17 protein-coding genes are annotated in these 17,155 nt (G+C 68.0%); 10 read left to right on the top strand and 7 right to left on the bottom strand.

Annotated elements, in window-relative coordinates:
• Nucleotides 1-38: 38 nt before the first annotated feature.
• Nucleotides 39-917 carry a zinc metalloprotease HtpX gene (locus BDK89_RS14585; RefSeq protein WP_133869641.1) on the bottom strand — a complete coding sequence of 293 codons (879 nt, stop codon included), beginning with the start codon at nucleotides 915-917 and terminating at the stop codon, nucleotides 39-41.
• 44 nt (nucleotides 918-961) lie between these two features.
• Here BDK89_RS14585 and BDK89_RS14580 point away from each other — a divergent pair, with 44 nt between their 5' ends.
• Genes BDK89_RS14580 through BDK89_RS14570 form a run of 3 tightly spaced genes read left to right on the top strand, consistent with a single transcriptional unit; the run spans nucleotide 962 to nucleotide 4,121 of the window.
• On the top strand, nucleotides 962-2,230 hold the full coding sequence (locus tag BDK89_RS14580) for an MFS transporter (RefSeq protein WP_133869640.1): 1,269 nt from the start codon (nucleotides 962-964) through the stop codon (nucleotides 2,228-2,230).
• Complete coding sequence (locus tag BDK89_RS14575; RefSeq protein WP_133869639.1) at nucleotides 2,227-3,648, top strand: amidase; 1,422 nt, start codon at nucleotides 2,227-2,229, stop codon at nucleotides 3,646-3,648. The genes BDK89_RS14580 and BDK89_RS14575 overlap by 4 nt, the downstream gene beginning before the upstream one ends.
• A complete protein-coding gene (locus BDK89_RS14570; RefSeq protein ID WP_133869638.1) occupies nucleotides 3,645-4,121 on the top strand; it encodes a YbaK/EbsC family protein in 477 nt (158 codons plus the stop codon). Before BDK89_RS14575 ends, BDK89_RS14570 begins: the two co-directional genes overlap by 4 nt.
• A 28-nt stretch (nucleotides 4,122-4,149) precedes the next feature.
• On the opposite strand, the gene BDK89_RS14565 is transcribed toward BDK89_RS14570, so the two are convergent.
• The gene (locus BDK89_RS14565; RefSeq protein ID WP_166657593.1) at nucleotides 4,150-4,833 is read right to left on the bottom strand and encodes a DNA alkylation repair protein; all 684 of its coding nucleotides are present in this window, start codon (nucleotides 4,831-4,833) and stop codon (nucleotides 4,150-4,152) included.
• A gap of 55 nt (nucleotides 4,834-4,888) precedes the next feature.
• Between BDK89_RS14565 and ilvA the strand changes: the two genes are divergently transcribed.
• Complete coding sequence (gene ilvA / locus BDK89_RS14560; protein WP_133869636.1) at nucleotides 4,889-6,418, top strand: threonine ammonia-lyase, biosynthetic; 1,530 nt, start codon at nucleotides 4,889-4,891, stop codon at nucleotides 6,416-6,418.
• Between the two features lie 45 nt (nucleotides 6,419-6,463).
• Here the strand turns inward: ilvA and BDK89_RS14555 are convergent, their stop codons facing one another.
• Both BDK89_RS14555 and BDK89_RS14550 read right to left on the bottom strand, forming a co-directional pair.
• Nucleotides 6,464-7,522, bottom strand: a complete 1,059-nt coding sequence (locus tag BDK89_RS14555; RefSeq protein ID WP_133869635.1) for a DNA adenine methylase — start codon at nucleotides 7,520-7,522, stop codon at nucleotides 6,464-6,466.
• Nucleotides 7,519-8,220: a PaaI family thioesterase gene (locus BDK89_RS14550; protein WP_166657592.1), complete on the bottom strand. Its 702-nt coding sequence runs from the start codon at nucleotides 8,218-8,220 to the stop codon at nucleotides 7,519-7,521. The genes BDK89_RS14555 and BDK89_RS14550 overlap by 4 nt, the downstream gene beginning before the upstream one ends.
• Before the next feature lie 182 nt (nucleotides 8,221-8,402).
• On the opposite strand from BDK89_RS14550, the gene BDK89_RS14545 reads away from it, so the two are divergent.
• From BDK89_RS14545 to BDK89_RS14520, 6 genes are read left to right on the top strand one after another with little or no spacing between them, the layout of a single operon-like run.
• Nucleotides 8,403-9,053, top strand: coding sequence for a class I SAM-dependent methyltransferase (locus BDK89_RS14545; RefSeq protein WP_166657591.1), 651 nt, complete (start codon nucleotides 8,403-8,405; stop codon nucleotides 9,051-9,053).
• Nucleotides 9,050-10,354, top strand: a complete 1,305-nt coding sequence (locus tag BDK89_RS14540) for a DUF6716 putative glycosyltransferase (RefSeq protein WP_133869632.1) — start codon at nucleotides 9,050-9,052, stop codon at nucleotides 10,352-10,354. Before BDK89_RS14545 ends, BDK89_RS14540 begins: the two co-directional genes overlap by 4 nt.
• Nucleotides 10,339-11,550, top strand: a complete 1,212-nt coding sequence (locus tag BDK89_RS14535; RefSeq protein WP_208294082.1) for an acylneuraminate cytidylyltransferase — start codon at nucleotides 10,339-10,341, stop codon at nucleotides 11,548-11,550. The genes BDK89_RS14540 and BDK89_RS14535 overlap by 16 nt, the downstream gene beginning before the upstream one ends.
• Entirely contained in the window at nucleotides 11,534-12,436 is a 903-nt protein-coding gene (locus BDK89_RS14530) for an N-acetylneuraminate synthase family protein (protein WP_133869631.1), read from the top strand. The genes BDK89_RS14535 and BDK89_RS14530 overlap by 17 nt, the downstream gene beginning before the upstream one ends.
• Nucleotides 12,433-13,575, top strand: a complete 1,143-nt coding sequence (locus BDK89_RS14525) for a DUF6716 putative glycosyltransferase (RefSeq protein WP_133869630.1) — start codon at nucleotides 12,433-12,435, stop codon at nucleotides 13,573-13,575. Before BDK89_RS14530 ends, BDK89_RS14525 begins: the two co-directional genes overlap by 4 nt.
• Nucleotides 13,556-14,590: a hypothetical protein gene (locus BDK89_RS14520; RefSeq protein ID WP_133869629.1), complete on the top strand. Its 1,035-nt coding sequence runs from the start codon at nucleotides 13,556-13,558 to the stop codon at nucleotides 14,588-14,590. Before BDK89_RS14525 ends, BDK89_RS14520 begins: the two co-directional genes overlap by 20 nt.
• Here the strand turns inward: BDK89_RS14520 and sufU are convergent.
• Genes sufU through sufC form a run of 3 tightly spaced genes read right to left on the bottom strand, consistent with a single transcriptional unit; the run spans nucleotide 14,587 to nucleotide 17,058 of the window.
• Entirely contained in the window at nucleotides 14,587-15,039 is a 453-nt protein-coding gene (gene sufU, locus BDK89_RS14515; protein ID WP_133869628.1) for a Fe-S cluster assembly sulfur transfer protein SufU, read from the bottom strand. The two genes, BDK89_RS14520 and sufU, sit on opposite strands and share 4 nt — an antisense overlap.
• 27 nt (nucleotides 15,040-15,066) lie before the next feature.
• Nucleotides 15,067-16,323 (bottom strand): SufS family cysteine desulfurase, encoded by a 1,257-nt coding sequence (locus BDK89_RS14510; protein WP_133869627.1) that lies wholly within the window; start codon nucleotides 16,321-16,323, stop codon nucleotides 15,067-15,069.
• 21 nt (nucleotides 16,324-16,344) lie between these two features.
• Nucleotides 16,345-17,058, bottom strand: coding sequence for a Fe-S cluster assembly ATPase SufC (sufC, locus tag BDK89_RS14505; protein ID WP_341785682.1), 714 nt, complete (start codon nucleotides 17,056-17,058; stop codon nucleotides 16,345-16,347).
• Nucleotides 17,059-17,155 lie beyond the last annotated feature (97 nt).

Genomic DNA, 17,155 nt, shown 5'->3' with positions numbered 1-17,155 from the left:
AGCATGCTCGTCGGTTGGGGTCTGACCCCAACCGACGGCTACACGATGGGGCTCGGGTTCATCTCTCTCAGGCGGCGGATGCGTTCGGCGGTCGGGGGGTGGGTGCTGAACATCTTCGACATGTTCGGACCGCCCTGGCTCGACCGGGCCTCGGCGAGCGGGTTGTGGATGTACATCGACGCCTGAGCGGGCTGCACGGCCATCGGTCGCTGCTTGGCCAGCACCTCGATCTTCTCGAGCGCACTCGCGAGCGGCTCGCCCGTGCCGATCAACTCGGCGGCGCCACGGTCGGCCTCGTACTCGCGAGAACGCGAGACCGCCATCTGGATCAGCGTCGCAGCAACCGGGGCGAGGATCGCCACGGCGAGCATCGCGACCGGGTTGCTGTCTCGACGGTCTCGGCCGCCGAACATCTGCGAGAACATCGCCATCTGCGCCATGTACGAGATCGCCGTCGCGATCGCAGCGGCGACGGATCCGATCAGGATGTCGCGGTGCTTGACGTGCATCAGCTCGTGCGCCATGACACCCTCGACCTCGTCGCGGCTGAGCGACGACAGCAGGCCCTGGGTGGCGCACACGACGGCGTGATTCGGGTTGCGGCCCGTGGCGAAGGCGTTGGGTTGCGGGTTGTCGGCGATGGCGACGGTCGGCATCGGGAGGTCGGCCCGCTCGGCGAGGCGGGCGATCATGTCGTAGAACTCGGGGGCTTGTTCGCGGGTGATCGGGCGCGCACCGCCCGCCTTGAGGGCGAGCTTGTCGCTGAACCAGTACGACCCGCCGACCATCACGAGCGCCAGAACGACGCCGATGGTGAGCGAGGCACTGCTCCCGCCGCCGAGGATGCCGGCGACGGCCACGATCAGACCGCCCATGCCAGCGAGGAGGACTCCGGTCTTGAGCGTGTTGGTGAACATCGTACGACTCACGATATCGACGCCCCGATCGGTACCGTTCGGGCGTGGGCGGGACTGCTGAACCAGAACTGAGAAGCGAGCGCTTCCCCGGCTGGTGGGTGGTCACCGGCGCCTTCCTCGTCCTGATGACGTCCTCGGGCCTGGGCTTCTACGGATTGGCCGTCTACCTCAACGCACTCAGCAAGGAACGAGGCTGGGAGGTCTCGTCGATCTCGCTCGCGACGACGTTCTTCTTCTTCGTCGGCGGCATGGTCGGGGTGCTGGCCGCACGCCTGATCGGTCGCTACGACGTCCGCCACGTCATCGCGGCCGGCGGTGTCATCGGCAGCGTGGCGTTGTTCGGCCTCGGACGGGTCACGGCCCCCTGGCAACTGTTCGTCGTCTACGGCGTCTTTGCGTTCGGGTTCGCCTTCGCCGGGCTCGTCCCGGTCACGACCGTGGTGACCCGCTGGTTCCACCAACGCCGCGGTGTCGCCCTGTCGGTGGCCTCGACCGGGTTGTCGGCCGGCGGCATCGTCATCACACCGGCCGCCAAGTGGCTCCTCGATCGGGAGGGCCTCGAAGCCGGCACGCCATGGCTCGCGATCGTGTGGGCCGTCGGGATCATCCCGGTCGCGTACTGGCTCATCAAGCCCGACCCCGCAGCACTCGGCTGGCTGCCCGACGGGCTTCGAGCGACGCCCGGCGTCGCCGCAGCTGCGCCGGCCGGCACCCCGTTCCACGAAGCGGTGCGATCGCGCTTCTTCATCGCCGTCACCGCCGCCTACGTCCTCGCCCTGGGTTCGCAGGTCGGCGGCATCCAGCAGCTCGTGAAGCTGGTGGAAGAACGCACCACCGCCGACACGGCAGCATTGGCGACGCTGGTGCTGGCGGCCACGTCGGTCGTCGCCCGTCTGGTCGGTGGGCGCGTGGTCACCTCGGTGCCCATGACCGGCTTCACTGCCGTACTCGCCGGGCTGCAGGGCGTCGCTATGTTCTTCCTCGCGTTCGCCGACACGACGACCGCCATCTTCATGGCGATCATCCTGTTCGGCGCAACGGTGGGCAACATCTTGATGCTGCAGCCGCTGCTGATCGCCGAACGCTTCGGGGTCCGCGACTATCCCCGCATCTACAGCCGTGCCCAGCTCTACGTCTTGATCGGTACGGCCGGTGGGCCGTTGCTGCTCGGCTGGCTCCACGACCTGTCCGGCGACTACGAGCTGTCGTACATGATCGCCGGACTCTGCTCCGCCCTTGCACTGTTCGTCTTCCTGATGGCCGGACCGGCGAACGAGCCCGAGCCGGCTCCCGCCGAACCCGAGTACGCATGAGCGACCTCTGCGATCACTCGGCCGTCGAGCTGGCTTCGATGATCCGGCAGCGGGAGGTATCGGCACGCGAGCTGCTCGACGCATGTCTGGCACGCATCGACGCCGTGAACCCTCGGCTCAACGCCGTCGTCACCCTCGTCCCCGACCGGGCCGCCGAGCGGGCCGACGAGGCCGACGAAGCGGTCGCACGCGGCGACGAGCTCGGTCCGCTGCACGGCCTGCCGATCGCCCACAAAGACCTCGAGCCGACCGCCGGGATCCGGACCACGATGGGGTCGCCGATCTTCGCCGACTGGGTTCCCGACATCGACGGGCTGGTCGTCGAGCGGCTGCGAGCCGCCGGCGCGGTCACGATCGGCAAGACGAACACGCCCGAGTTCGGCGCCGGATCGAACACGTTCAACCCGGTCTTCGGCGCCACCCGCAACCCGTACGACCCGTCTCTCACGTGCGGCGGCTCGAGCGGAGGAGCGGCGGTCGCGCTCGCGACCGGCATGGTGCCGATCGCCGATGGGTCCGACATGGGCGGTTCGTTGCGCAACCCGGCGTCGTTCTGCAACGTCGTGGGCCTCCGGCCGTCGGCCGGACGGGTGCCGTCGTGGCCGAACCGTGCGCCCTGGTCGCCGCTCGCCACGGCCGGGGCGATGGCTCGTTCGGTCGACGACCTGGCGTTGCAGATGCAGGCGCTCGCCGGGCCCGACCATCGCATCCCGATCTCGCTGCCGCAGTCGGGCGACTCGTTCGCCGAGGTGCTCACGCAGCAGCCCGCCGACCTGACCGGGCTCCGCGTCGCTTGGACGCCCGACCTCGGCCTGCCGGTCGATCGTGCCGTTCGCGACGCGCTCGCATTCGTGCCCGACCGACTGGGCGAACTGGGGTGCGACGTCGTGGACGACGCACCCGACCTCGGCGACGCCGGCGAGATCTTCCAGGTGCTTCGGGCCTGGCACTTCGAACTGGCGGCCGGCGAGCTGTACGACCGGGTGTCCGAGCAGCTGAAGGAGACGGTTCGCTGGAACGTCGAACTCGGTCGCTCGTTCACCCTCACCGATCACGCCCGTGCCGCCGCCGGCCACGCCGACCTCGTCGAACGAGCTCGCCGGTTCTTCGGGTGCTACGACGTGCTGGCGTTGCCCGCCGTCCAGGTCGTGCCGTTCCCGGTCGAGACCGAGTGGCCCACCGAGATCGACGGCACGACCATGCCGACCTACGTCGACTGGATGCGCTCGTGCTCCGACATCACGCTCACGGGCTGTCCGGCGATGTCGATGCCGGCCGCCTTCACACCGGACGGGCTGCCGGTGGGCGTCCAGTTCGTGGGGCCACCCCGGAGCGACGTCGAGTTGATGCGTTTCGCCAAGGCCTGGGAACTGGCTGTCCCGGCGGGCGAGCGGCGGGCTACGTTCGGCGCGATATGAGCGAGTGGCACAAGAACGTCCAGCGGGTCGTCGAAGCGGGCGAACAGCTCGGGATCGAGGTCGTCCCGCATCATCAGCCAGACGGTGCCAAGACCGCCGCCGATGCTGCGGCGGCGATCGGCTGCGATGTCGGCCAGATCGTGAAGAGCCTGATCTTCGGTGTCGACGGTGAGATCGTGCTGGCGTACGTGAGCGGCTCGAACCAGCTCGACGAGAAGAAGCTCGCCGCTGCCGCCGGCGGGGCGAAGTGCGGGCGTGTCGACGCCGACGCGGTGCGGGCCGCCACCGGCTATCCGATCGGTGGTGTGCCGCCGTTCGGTCACACCAGCGAGCTGCCCGTGTTCGTCGATCCCGACCTGCTCCAGTACGAGGAGGTGTGGGCAGCCGCCGGCACCTGGCACGACGTGTTCCCCCTGACACCCGACGACCTGGTCCGCGTCAGCAACGGCACCGTCACCGACCTCAAGAAGTAAAGAATCCGACCCAGGTCGAGCCAGCGGGTCAGGTTCGGGCCAGGCCTCGTTCGGCTTCTCTGACCGCGACTCGGTTGGGTTCCGGATGCGTGTCGAGGAACCGGCGGACCGCCGGTGGGTCGAGGCGAGTCAGGTCACGCAGGGCCCAGCCGATCGCCTTCGCGACGAAGAACTCGCGGTTCGACCAGTGTCGATCGCACAGTTCGAGGGCCCGAACGATGTCGGTGTCGTCCTTCCAACCCCGTTGGTGTTGGATCGCCGAGCGCACCAGCCAGATGTCGCCCGACTCCGACCACCGATCGATCGTCGCCGTCACGTCGTGGTCGCGTCCGAACGGGCACACGATCGAACTGCCGAACCCGTCGACGGTGTCCCACCACGGCTTCGTGGTCAGCAGGCGCTCGGCCCATCGATCGAGGAAGTCGGCGTCGGCAGCGCGTCGAAATCGTGCCGTCAGGTCGGTCGCCGCATAGTGGAACTCGCGTTCGTCGAACGTCATCAGCTGCGTCGACGCATCACCGAGCTCGTCGCTCGTCGGCGTGCCGAGGCCGGCCCACGCTGCTCGGAGCAGCGAGCGTCGCTCGCCGGCCGTCAGACCCAGGAACGGAGCGACGCCCTTCATGTAGTGCTCGGCACCCGCCGCCCGTTCAGGATCGCCCTGCCCGTCGAGCGCGGCCTCGGTGCGCTCGATCACGTCGTCGACCCAACCCACGATCGTCACTGTACGGGGCGAGGTGTCAGCGGTGCTGATCTGCCAGCATGCAGACATGTCCGACGGCCACGACGCCACCGACTACCTCAAGCGCATTCTGACCTCTCGTGTATACGACGTCGTCGACGAGACCCCACTCGAACCCGCACCGACGTTGTCGGAACGGATCGGGAACCGGGTGCTGTTGAAGCGCGAAGATCTCCAACCGGTCTTCTCGTTCAAGATCCGAGGCGCCTACAACAAGATGGCGAACCTCACCGAGGAGCAGCGGAGCCGCGGCGTGATCGCCGCGTCGGCCGGCAACCACGCGCAGGGCGTCGCGTTGGCGGCGAACGAGCTGGGCTGCCGAGCCGTGATCGTCATGCCGACCACGACGCCCGAGGTGAAGATCGACGCCGTGCGAGCCGCCGGCGCCGAGGTGGTGCTGGCCGGTGAGTCGTACACCGACAGCCAGGCCCGTGCCTCGGAGCTGATGGAGGAGCGTGGCCTCACGTTCGTCCACCCGTTCGACGACCCCGACGTCATCGCCGGTCAGGGCACGATCGCCATGGAGATCCTGCGACAGCACACGGGCGCGCTCGATGCGGTGTTCGTCGCGATCGGCGGAGGCGGACTGATCTCGGGTGTCGCCTCCTATGTGAAGGCGCTCCGCCCCGAGGTCCGGGTGATCGGTGTCCAGACCGAAGACTCCGATGCGATGGCCCGATCGGTCGAGGCCGGTGAGCGGGTCGAGCTCGACAACGTCGGCTTGTTCTCCGACGGCACCGCTGTGCGGCTGGTCGGTGAGCAGACGTTCCCCATCGTGCAGCGCTACGTCGACGAGATCATCCGGGTCGACACCGACGCCGTGTGCGCAGCGATCAAGGACGTCTTCACCGACACCCGGGCGATCCTCGAGCCGGCCGGAGCGCTCGCCGTCGCCGGCCTGAAGGAGTACGTCGCTCGGACCGGCGCACACGATCAGACGTTCGTCGCCGTCGCATGCGGGGCGAACATGAACTTCGACCGCTTGCGGTTCGTGTCGGAGCGGGCCGAGATCGGTGAGCAGCGTGAGGCGGTGTTCGCCGTGACGATCCCCGAGGAGCGGGGGAGCTTCCGCCGCTTCATCGAGATCATCGGGCCCGACCGATCGGTGACCGAGTTCAACTACCGGATCGGCGACAGCGCCGAGGCGCATGTCTTCGTCGGGATCCAGGTCGCCGACCGTGGCGAGGCCGATGCTCTGGCCGCCGAGTTCCGCCGTGCCGGCCTCGACACGCTCGACCTGACCGACGACGAGCTCGCCAAGCTGCACATCCGGCATCTCGTCGGCGGCCATTCACCGCTGGCGCACGACGAGCGGCTGTACCGCTTCGAGTTCCCCGAGCGGCCGGGTGCCCTCACTCGGTTCCTGACGAGCATGTCGCCCGACTGGAACATCTCGTTGTTCCACTACCGCAATCACGGGTCCGACGTCGGCCGCGTCCTCGTCGGCATGCAGGTGCCCGACGACGACCACGACGCGTTCACCGCCTTCCTCGCCGATCTCGGCTACCGCCACTGGGACGAGACCGCCCACCCCGCCTACCAACTCTTCCTCGCCTAGGGGGCGGAGACGTTTCGTCGCGACCGACGAAACGTCTCCGACCCTTCAGGTCACGCGATTGGCGGCGAAGGGGTGGGTCATGTGGGCGACCTGGTCGGTCGGACCAGCGACGAGGACGTACTCCTGGTTGCGCAGTTTGCCGACCTGGCCGACCCGTTCGCCGGTCGGCCCGTGGATGCCGATCTGGGCGCCGACGTAGCGTTTCGAGTCGAACGCCAAGGCGACGACATCACCGTGGACGGAGCACATGTCTCGCAGGTCGTCGAGCGATACCCACGACTCGTCGTTGTACGACACGACGACGACGTCGGCGTCGACCGACGCGATCGTTCGGCGCAGGGCGTCGGGCATCTCTCGCTTGCGATTGAACACCGACTTAGTGTCGTCGTCACGGCTGTCGACGCGCTTGCACGCCACGCCGTAGTGCTCCGGGTGATCCCACGCGACGAGCGTCTCCCACACGTGGTAGTTCGTGAAGTAGCGGTGCTGGTTGTACGGCGGGTCGAGGTAGGCCAGATCGAACCGGCCGAGTTCGGCGGCGATGGTCGAGGCGTCGCCTCGCACCGCACGGCCGGTGCCGGGCAACAGCGCCGGCACCTGCAGCTCGAGTGGCTTGTAGGAGCGTGGCGCCCACTCCTTCACGTACGCCATCTGGAGCCCGGTCGTGGAGTCGACGCGATCGGCGGCCAGCAACAGGCTCGTCAGCAGGATCGGTTCGAGCACCGTGCCGGCGTGTTCGTCGGCGATCGCCTGTCGGATGGCGTCGATCCGCTCACCGTTGAACGGCTGGAAGAAGCGCGACGACCGGCAGAACGTGTCGGTCACGTAGCCGTCGAGGCCCGGGAGGGCGTTCAGCCGGTCGATCTCGGCGGACAGTGCGTCGAGATCGAACGACTCGCCGTCGGTCTCGATCCAGGTCCGGGCGAACACCTCGCTGTAGCGGGCGGCGTCGACCGCCGTGATCTCGCCGCCGGCCGCTTTGAACGCCTGCGCGACCCGGGTCGTGCCGGTGAACAGGTCGAGTGCCGTGCGTGCCTGCGAGCGTTCGAACAGCTCGGTCAGCGCCGGGACGAGCCGCCGCTTCGAGCCGAGGTACTTGATCACGCCGTCGGCGAGGACGATTCGTCGGGCGGCGGCGGCCGCTCGGCGGTGAGGCGGGCGAACATCTCCGGATCGACGGCGATGAACGTCGCCTTGGCAGTGGCGATCAGGTTGCCCGACGACCGCTCGGTCAGCTCGCCGACGAGATAGATCTTGCGCCCGTCCTGGTGGTCGAACCGGACGCGGCACGCCAACTCGCTGAACAGCGGGGTCGCAGCGTGGTAGCGAATCGTGAGCTCGCCGGTGAAGGCCGATTGCTTGATCACACCGAGCACGAATCCGAACACGTCGTCGAACAACGCCGCGACGACTCCGCCGTGGCTCCGACCGGGTGCGCCCTCGTGGGCGGAACGGAGGGTGACGAGGGCCTCGATCTCGTCGCCGACCCGATGGAGCTCGAGATCGAGCCCGTACGGCGAGGCCGTGCCCGACACGGGACGGTCGTCGAAGTCGTGGGTGAACCGACCCTGCGGGTAGTCGATGTCTCGTTCCCGGTCGAACGCGTCGAAGCGCGAGCGGTGGTCCTGCGGCCAGAGTTCGGCGGTGATTCCCTCGAGCACCTCCGACAACCGGTCGATCTGTTCGACGGACGCGTGTCGTCCGATGAACGCGTGGCTGAGGTCGCGGATCGCGCGTCCGGCGCGTTGGCGTGATTCGCGGACGTCGTCGGACGATGGCGGGGGGTCGGCAGTCTCCGTCACGAACCCGACTGTTTCACGCCGGGTCTCGGTTCGCTGAATCGTGCGTGCAAGGGTCGCGGAGATGGACGTTCGGTGAACCGCTCATGGCCGTCGAAGACAACTCGGCGGACGACATCTGAACGGTGGCGGAACAGTCGCCGACATCCCTTGCGGCGATCGCACGGCGGCCGCAACCTGAGGCCGTGCACGCTGCGCGAACCGCCGCCCAACCGCTCGAACCCGCCGCCAGGATCCGAGAACTCGAGTTGCTCGAGCAGGAGTGGAAGCGAGGTCCGCGGCGTAACGACCGCATCAACGCCCACATTCGCGCCGTCCTGGCCGCGGCCGGACTCTCGGCGGGCGATGTGCTCGAGATCGGGGCTCGCGAGCACCCACGAACCGACGTGTTCGCAGCGTCGGCCTGGAACTACTCCGTGATGGACATCGAGGCCGGTTCGTCGTCGGTCCCCGTCGTGGTCGGCGACATCACATCGTGCCCTGAGCTCCCTGACGAGTCGTTCGACGTCGCGGTGAGTGTCGATGTCTTCGAGCACGTGAATCGCCCCTGGTTGGCGGCCGAGGAGATCAGCCGTCTGCTCCGCCCCGGCGGCATCTCGTACACGTCGACGCTCTTCGCTTGGCGCTATCACCCGGTGCCGATCGACTTCTGGCGCTTCACGCCTGACTGTCTGGACTTCTTGTTCGCCGACCTCGATCGAGTCGACTCCGGGTTCGACACGACGGAGCGGCGGCGGGACATCCGAGGCCGCGGCCGTCGCGATCAGGTACCCATCGACGGGCTCGGAGGCTTTCGCGAGAACTGGCGTGTCTTCCACGTCGGGAGGAAGCCATGACGCTGACCACCACGTCGGGTTCGGATCTCAGGACCTCGACGACGACGGTGTTGTGCATCTCGGACTCCGACACCCGGTTGAAATGGACGCAGACCACGGCGCGAGCGCTGTCCGACTCGCTCGTCGCCGACACGCCCGTGTCGATCACACTGGTGTCGCTCGCCGACGGCGCCGTTCCGAGCGAGCGGCAGCTGACCGAGAACGCAGTGACGACCGCGCATCTGGTCGTCGACGAAGACGGGCTCGACGACTTGCTCGATGTCGAGATCCTCGTCGTCAACACGGTCGGATCGCGGCTCGCCCGTCTGCTCTCGCTCGTGGCCGATCGTCAGCAGCGGACCGGCCGCCGACCGATCGTCGTGACCGGCTACGCCGGACTGGTCTACGAGAAGCACGTCGAAGGGCTCGTCTGGCGTCTCGGCGCGGACGTCGTCTGCTGCAACTCGGCGCTCGATCGTGAGCAGTTCGGCGCAATCGCCGAGCAGCTCGGTGCCGACCCGTCGTGCCTCGTCCGGACCGGAGCGAGTGTCGTCACTGCCGCTGCGAAGGTCGAGCGCGATCGGCCGGTGTGGCCGCCGCATACGGTCGTCTTCGCCGTCCAGCCCGATGTGCCGCGCCACCGGAGTGACCGGCTCTACCTGCTCGAACGATTGGTCGGCTACGCACGGGCGTTCCCCGATCGTGACGTGATCGTCAAGCTCCGATCGCACCCCGACGAGGCGACGACACACCGCGAGCGGCACCACTATGGCGAGTTGTACGAGCGCAGCGTCGTCGACCGGCCGCCGAATCTCCGGATCGAGTACGGCCACATGTCGACCTACCTCGCCGTCGCCGACCTCCTCCTCACCGTGAGCTCGACCGCTGCGTTGGAAGCGGCTGCCATGGGCGTACCGGCCGGTGTCTTGACCGACGTCGGTCTCGGTGAGTCGCTCGGCAATCACGCCTTCATCGGGTCGGGGTTGTTGGTGAGCATGAACGACGTCGATGCGGACGTTCGTCCTGATCTCGATCCCGGGTGGGCGGCCACGAACGGTCTCGACGACGATGACGATCCGGCCAATCTCGCCGTCCGAGTTCGTCAGCTGCTCGAGCAGCGATCCGAGGGGTCGTTGCCGCTGCCGTCCCCGTACGTCGCAGAGCGGTCGACCCCCAGACTCCACGCTCGGTCGATCGCTCCGACTGGCGCGTCCGGTGAGTCGGACCGCCGGGTCGGCCGTGGGAAGACGCTGCTCCGGTCCGTTCTTCGCGGTCCGGCGCGACGTTGGTATCGACGAGTCGATCGGTGGGCGCGGTCGTGAGAGCCGTTGCCGTCATTCCGGCTCGCGGCGGTTCGAAGGGTCTTCCCGGCAAGAACCTCCAGCGCGTGGGTGGTCGAACGCTCGTCGCCAGAGCCGTCGACGCATGCCGAGCGAGTGGAGCGATCGACCTGATCGTTGTCTCATCCGACGACGAGGCGATCCTCGCGGAGGCCGAGTCGGCAGGCGCTCGGCCGATTCGCCGTCCAGCGTCGATTTCCGGCGACACCGCATCCTCCGAGTCCGCCGTCGTGCACGCCCTGAGCGAGGTCGACGACGACGACGTCGATGTCGTCGTACTGGTCCAGTGCACCAGCCCGTTCATCGACGCATCTGCGCTCGCCGACTCGATCGGTCGAGTGCGAGGCGGTGCGGTCGACGTCGTGTTCGCTGCCGCTCCGTTCCATCGGTTCGTCTGGCAGTTCGACGCCGATCTGGGGGCAGTCGGAGTGAACCACGACTCGAGTGAGCGGCAGCGCCGTCAGGACCGGCCGGCGGAGTTCGTGGAGACGGGGGCCTTCTACGCAATGCGTCGGGAGGGCTTCGGGCGGCTGGGCCACCGTTTCTTCGGCCACATCGTCCCGGCGATCTGCGAGTCGCCGACCATCGAGATCGACGAGCAGTTCGACCTCGATGTCGCTCGGCGCCTGGTCGAGCCGGTCGGCGCCGAGTACGAGTCGCCGGTGAGAGCGGTCGTGACCGACTTCGACGGTGTCCACACCGACAACCGCGCGACGGTCGATCAAGACGGCCGCGAAGCGGTCTCGGTGCACCGGGGAGACGGCTGGGGTATTGCCTCGCTGCGGCGCGCCGGGGTGCCTGTTCTCGTGCTCTCGACCGAACGAAATCCGGTGGTCGCGCGCCGGGCCGAGAAGTTGGGAGTCGACTGTGTCTCGGGCTGCGAGGACAAGCCGACCGCGCTCACCGAGTGGCTACGCGAAAACGGCGTCGACCCAGCCGACACCGTCTACGTCGGCAACGACGAGAACGACGCCGGCTGCCTCGAGATCGTCGGATGGCCGACGATCGTCGCCGACGCCCATCCGAGTGTCCGGCACCTCGCTCGAGCGGTGACCAGCGCGGTCGGCGGCGCCGGGGCTGTGCGAGAGGTTGCCGATGCCGTCCTGCGATCGATTCGAGCGACCGGACCCGATCCGGCCGCCAACAAGGAGGAATCCCCCCATGCAGTCAACGTCTGAACGACGCGTCCCCATCGGTGACCGACTGGTCGGCCCGAACACCCCGGCTTACGTCATCGGGGAGATCGGCATCAATCACAACGCCGAAGTCGCGATCGCCCGAGCCTTGATCGACGTCGCTGCCGAGGCGGGCTGCGATGCGGTCAAGTTCCAGAAGCGGACGCCGAGTATCTGCGTTCCGGTCGACCAGCGCGAACGAATCCGCTCGACACCGTGGGGCGACATGACCTATCTCGAGTACAAGGAACGGATGGAGTTCGACGCCGACGCCTACGCGGCGATCGGTCGGCACGCGACGGCGCGAGGGCTCGACTGGTTCGCGTCGCCCTGGGACATCCCGTCGGTCGAGTTCCTCGAACAGTTCGATGTGGTGTGCCACAAGGTGGCGAGCGCGTCCATCACCGACGTGCCGTTGCTCGAAGCGATTCGCGACACTGGTCGGCCGGTCATCCTGTCGACCGGCATGTCGACGCTCGACGAGATCGATCGCGCCGTCGACGTCGTCGGTTCCGAGCGACTGATCCTGCTGCACACGACGTCCACCTATCCGTGTCCGCCGGAGGAGGCGAACCTCCTCGGCATCCGCACGCTCGGAGAGCGGTACGGCGTACCGGTGGGGTACTCGGGCCATGAGCGGGGTCTTCAGATTTCGGTCGCTGCGGTTGCGATGGGAGCCTGCGTCGTCGAACGGCACATCACCCTCGACCGGACCATGTGGGGTTCGGATCACGCGGCGTCGCTCGAGCCGCAGGGGCTTCGGCAGCTCGTGCGCGACATCCGCGTCGTCGAGACGGCGTTCGGGGACGGTGTGATGCGCGTCTATCCCGGCGAGGAAGAGCCTCGTCGCCGCCTGCGTCCCGATGTGGAGACGCTCACGTCCGCATGAGGGTCGTGGCGGTCGCGAGCTCCGACTCACATCTCAAGTGGCTGAGTCATCTCGCCTCCGGCGCGCCTCCGGAATGGTCGTTCGAGAACTACGTGCTCGGCGGCACCGTGTCCGCACGTCAGATCGTGGCTGCGACCGAGGGAACGGGCGTCGACGCCCCGACCACGGTCGGGATACGAGCGTTCGCCGCAGTTCTCCAGATGACGGCGCCCGACGTCGTGGTGCTCGCCTGCGACGGCCCGACGCTCGTCGCCTTGCACTACGGGGCGATCCGGCAGGCGCCGCCGACGGTCACGGTGGCGGCGACGCCGGGTATCGCGCTCCCGGCCCGTGCCCGCGCTGCGGAAGCGAGGGCGGGTATCGACGTGTTCATCGTCCACTCGCTGGCCGAGCAGGCCGCGTATCGATCACTGTTCGACACACGGGGAGCCGCCACCCGTGTCGCCTTGGCACACCTGCCGTCGTGTCGGGCGCAACCCCGCGACGCAGATGCTGACGAGTTGGTGTTCGCGACCCAGGCAGCCGTGCCTCGCTCGTCGGCGGAGCGGGCCTGGCTGCTCGAACGGCTCGCCGCCTCGTCCGCGCCACAGATCGTCGTGCACGAGCGGACGATCGGCTCGGAAACGACCGCGCACGCCGAGGAACATCCGTATCGCCCCCTGTGGGACGGCCTGGTCTCGGCCGGTCGTTTCGATGCCGACCGACTGTCCTTTCGGCACGGTCCGATGTCGGCTTCGCTGCGTCGGGCGTCCGGCCTGGTGACGATCAGCTCGACGGCGGCACTCGAGGCCGTCGCGGCCGATGTCCCGATCGGCATCGTTGCCGACTTCGGCGTTGACGACACCCACCTCAATCGGGTGTTCGAGTCGTCGGGGTGCCTCGTGAGGCTGGCGGACGGGTCGTTCTCCGACCCGAAGATGCCCCATGCTGCGTGGCGCCGCTCGAACTACTTCCATCCGGCCGAGCTGGACGACTGGGCAGCGGTGATCGCAGACACCGCGCCGACACCCGGTTCGGCCCGTCCCGGTCCGTCACGACGAGCGTGGTGGTCGGCGACGAAGGCAGCGGTGCGTCGTTCGGCACGGGCGGCACATGTTCTCGACGAGCGGGGAGGTTCGGATGTCGTCAACACGTCATGACGTCGGCACGATCGCATGGGTCGAGTCGCCGTTCCAGCTGCTCTCGGCGATCGAAGCGACGTTCGCCGGGGCGCTCGTTCCGCCGGTCGAGGTCCACCTGCGCGGACCGACATCGACGTACCGACCCCTGCTCGACCTCGTTGCCCGTCATCCCGTTCCGAGCCTGCGGATTTGGGCTGCGTCGGAACCGTCGGTTGCGGCAGACGCCGGGCAATGGGCCACGGAGTTGGCGATCGGCGACCTGTTCTCCGGCCAGGCGGCAGCGATCCTCGCCCGATGCCGCGACCTCGATCTCGTCGTCCTCGACGACGGTTCGTCGACGCACCGGGCGCTCGAGTTGGTCGGGCGTCGCACGGCCTCGCTGGTCCGCCCACGGTCATCGGATGCGCCGGCACGCTGGGCTGCCGGCCTGATCGCCCACCGACTCGTTCGCGCCCGGTCGAGGGGACGGATGCGAGCCGTCAGCGGTCTCCCCATCCTCCCGGGGTCGCAGATCGCAGTCCGCGTCGACGGCCACGATTTCGAGTGGTCGCGCTCGGTACGGGTCGACGTGGGTTTCCCCGACACCGATCTCGTCGTCCTCGGGACCGCGCTGGCCGCTGACGGACTCATCGGTCGACAGCACTACGACGAGTGGCTGCGGAGACAGTTCGACGGCTCGCGAGGGCGGGCGGTGTATCTGCCGCATCGACGCGATGCGACGCATCGGAGCCGTCAGATCCGTCGGCTGGGCGGCACGGTCGGGTCGGCGGGCGGCCTGCCGGTCGAGTTGGTCGCACGCAACCTGGCTCCCGGAACCCGTGTGGTCACGCTGCCGTCGACGACCGTGATGACCGTTCCGCTCGTGGCACCCGACGTCCGGCTCGAGTGCTGGGATGTTCCAGCCTACTGGTGGGCACCGAGCGCTTCGCCTGCCGTCAGGCGTCTCGTCGATGGCATCGCTTCGAGCAGTTCGTCCACGTTCGACCTGTTCATCGAGTCGGCGCTCCGGCCGGTCGGGTCGACAGGTCGCTAGTCGTTCGCTTCGAGCGCTTCGATCAGGGTGTTCCAGGCGAGGGTCGCGCACTTGATGCGGACCGGGAACTTGACGACGCCCTGCAGTGCCTCGAGGTCGCCGAGCGGCACGTCGACGGACGGCTCGCCCTCGACGTCGATCGACATCATGCCCTTGAACTTGTGGACGAGGGCCCTGACCTCGCCGACCGATTTGCCCTTCACCGCGGCGCTCATCATCGAGGCGGACGACTGCGAGATCGAGCAGCCCTGGCCACCGATCTTGATGTCGTTCACGACGGCGTCGTCACCGTCGCCGGTCACGTCGAGGTAGACGGTCATCTCGTCACCGCACAGCGGGTTGTGGCCCTCGGCGTGGCGTGCCGGGGGCACCGGGAGCTCGCCGCGGTTCCGGGGCGTGCGGTAGTGGTCGAGGATGATCTCTCGGTACAGGTCTTCGAGGCCTGGCATTGGTGTCCTCCCGGCGGGCTGGGCTCGTCAGAACCCGAAGATATCGGTGGCGCCGTCGAGCGCATCGGCCAGCGCGTCGACGTCGGAGCGGTCGTTGTACAGATACAGGCTCGCACGTGCCGTCGCGTTGGCCCCGAGCAGTCGCATGAGGGGCTTGGCGCAGTGGTGGCCGGCGCGGACGCAGACGTTGCGTTCGTCGAGCACCTGGCTGACGTCGTGGGGGTGGATGCCGCGGAATGCGAAGCTGAGCACGCCGCCGCGCACCTCGACGTTGTCGGGGCCGTGGATGGTGATCTCGTCGCCGTAGCGCTCGGTCAGCGTGTCGAGGGCGTAGCGGGTGAGATCCATCTCGTGGCGACGGATCTCGGCCATGCCGATCGACTCGAGGTACTCGACCGCCGCGCCGAACCCGACGGCTTCGACGATCGGTGGGGTGCCTGCCTCGAACTTGGCCGGCACCGGCGCGGTGGTGAATCCGTCGAGCTTGACGTCGGCGATCATGTTGCCGCCACCGATGTACGGGGGCATTTCGTCGAGCAGTTCCATCCGGCCCCAGAGCGCTCCGATGCCGGACGGGCCGCACATCTTGTGGCTGGAGAACGCCACGAAGTCGGCGTCCCACGCCTGAATGTCGGTGACGTTGTGGGGCACGTATTGGCAGGCGTCGACGATCGCGAGTGCGCCGGCGTCGTGCGCCCGTCGGCAGAGTTCGGCGACCGGCGTAATCGTGCCGAGTACATTGCTCATCGCCGTGAACGAGAACGCCTTCGCGCCGTCGAGCAGGTTGTCGAGGTCGGTCAGGTCGAGCTGGCCGTCGTCGGTGAGCGGTACCCAGCGGATCTCGACACCGGCACGCTCGGCGAGCATCTGCCACGGGACGATGTTGGCGTGGTGCTCCATGTGTGTGAGTACCACGGCGTCTCCGGCAGACAGGTTGGCGCCGCCCCACGACGAGGCGATCAGGTTGAGTGCCTCCGTCGCGTTCTTGGTGAACACGACCTCGTCGGCGTGCGGCGCGTTGACCAGACGGGCGACGGCGGAGCGGCCGCCCTCGTACCGGTCGGTGGCGGCCGCAGCGAGTCGATAGGCACTCCGGTTGATCGGCGCGTACTCGTTGCGCAGGAACTCGTCCATCGCGTCGATCACCTGACGGGGCTTCTGCGACGTGTTGCCCGAGTCGAGGTAGACGATCGGTGCGCCGTCGATCTCGCGCTGGAGGACCGGGAAGTCGGCCCGGACGGCGCTCCAGTCCGTCGTGGTGTTGCTCGCCGTGTCGGTGCTCATCGAACGCTCCTCATCGAAACGTCAGGCGGTCGCGCGGAAGGCCTCGTAGCCGTCGCGTTCGAGCTGTTCGGCGAGTTCCATACCGCCCGATTGCACGATGCGACCGTCGACCAGGATGTGGACGTGATCGGGCTGCAGCTCGTCGAGCAAGCGCTGGTAGTGGGTGATCAGCACGACGCCCATGTTCGGGCGCTCGGTACGGACCTCCTGGATGCCCTTGGCGACGATGCGGAGCGCATCGATGTCGAGACCCGAGTCGGTCTCGTCGAGGATCGCCAGCTCGGGTTCGAGGATGGCCATCTGCATGATCTCGTTGCGCTTCTTCTCGCCGCCCGAGAACCCCTCGTTGAGGTAGCGATCGACGAAGCCGGAGTCCATCCCGAGGCGGCCCATCCACTCCATCGTGGCGAGTCGGAGTTCGAGGACGCTCAAGTCGATGCCCTTGCGGGCCGACAGTGCCTGTCGGAGGAACTGGATGACCGAGACCCCGGCGATCTCCTGCGGGTACTGGAAGGCGAGGAACATGCCGGCCTTGGCGCGTTCGTCGGTCGGCCATTCGGTGACGTCGTCACCGAGGAAGCTGATCGACCCGGCCGTGACCTCGTACTCGGGCGAGCCGAGCAGGGTGGTGCCGAGCGTGCTCTTGCCCGAGCCGTTCGGGCCCATGATCGCGTGCACCTCGCCCTGCTGGACCGTCAGGTCGATGCCACGAAGGATCTCGTCGCCCGGGGTCACCCCCGGCTCGGTCGCGGGGCGTGCATGAAGTCCGTCAACACGGAACAGCTCCGACATAGGCTCGAGTCTACGAGGCCCGCTGCGGCATTAACACTAC

Origin of the sequence: Ilumatobacter fluminis, assembly GCF_004364865.1 — a bacterium.
In the GTDB taxonomy this organism is placed as follows: domain Bacteria; phylum Actinomycetota; class Acidimicrobiia; order Acidimicrobiales; family Ilumatobacteraceae; genus Ilumatobacter; species Ilumatobacter fluminis.
This window is presented reverse-complemented; position numbering and strand designations above follow the sequence as displayed.

Bases quoted from the DNA above. Each gene is read 5' to 3' on its own strand.
- BDK89_RS14520 (WP_133869629.1), top strand. From the start codon at position 13,556: ATGTCGTCAACACGTCATGACGTCGGCACGATCGCATGGGTCGAGTCG.
- BDK89_RS14510 (WP_133869627.1), bottom strand. From the start codon at position 16,323: ATGAGCACCGACACGGCGAGCAACACCACGACGGACTGGAGCGCCGTC.
- BDK89_RS14575 (WP_133869639.1), top strand. From the start codon at position 2,227: ATGAGCGACCTCTGCGATCACTCGGCCGTCGAGCTGGCTTCGATGATC.
- sufU (WP_133869628.1), bottom strand. From the start codon at position 15,039: ATGCCAGGCCTCGAAGACCTGTACCGAGAGATCATCCTCGACCACTAC.
- BDK89_RS14540 (WP_133869632.1), top strand. From the start codon at position 9,050: ATGACGCTGACCACCACGTCGGGTTCGGATCTCAGGACCTCGACGACG.
- ilvA (WP_133869636.1), top strand. From the start codon at position 4,889: ATGTCCGACGGCCACGACGCCACCGACTACCTCAAGCGCATTCTGACC.
- BDK89_RS14585 (WP_133869641.1), bottom strand. From the start codon at position 917: ATGTTCACCAACACGCTCAAGACCGGAGTCCTCCTCGCTGGCATGGGC.
- BDK89_RS14570 (WP_133869638.1), top strand. From the start codon at position 3,645: ATGAGCGAGTGGCACAAGAACGTCCAGCGGGTCGTCGAAGCGGGCGAA.
- BDK89_RS14530 (WP_133869631.1), top strand. From the start codon at position 11,534: ATGCAGTCAACGTCTGAACGACGCGTCCCCATCGGTGACCGACTGGTC.
- BDK89_RS14525 (WP_133869630.1), top strand. From the start codon at position 12,433: ATGAGGGTCGTGGCGGTCGCGAGCTCCGACTCACATCTCAAGTGGCTG.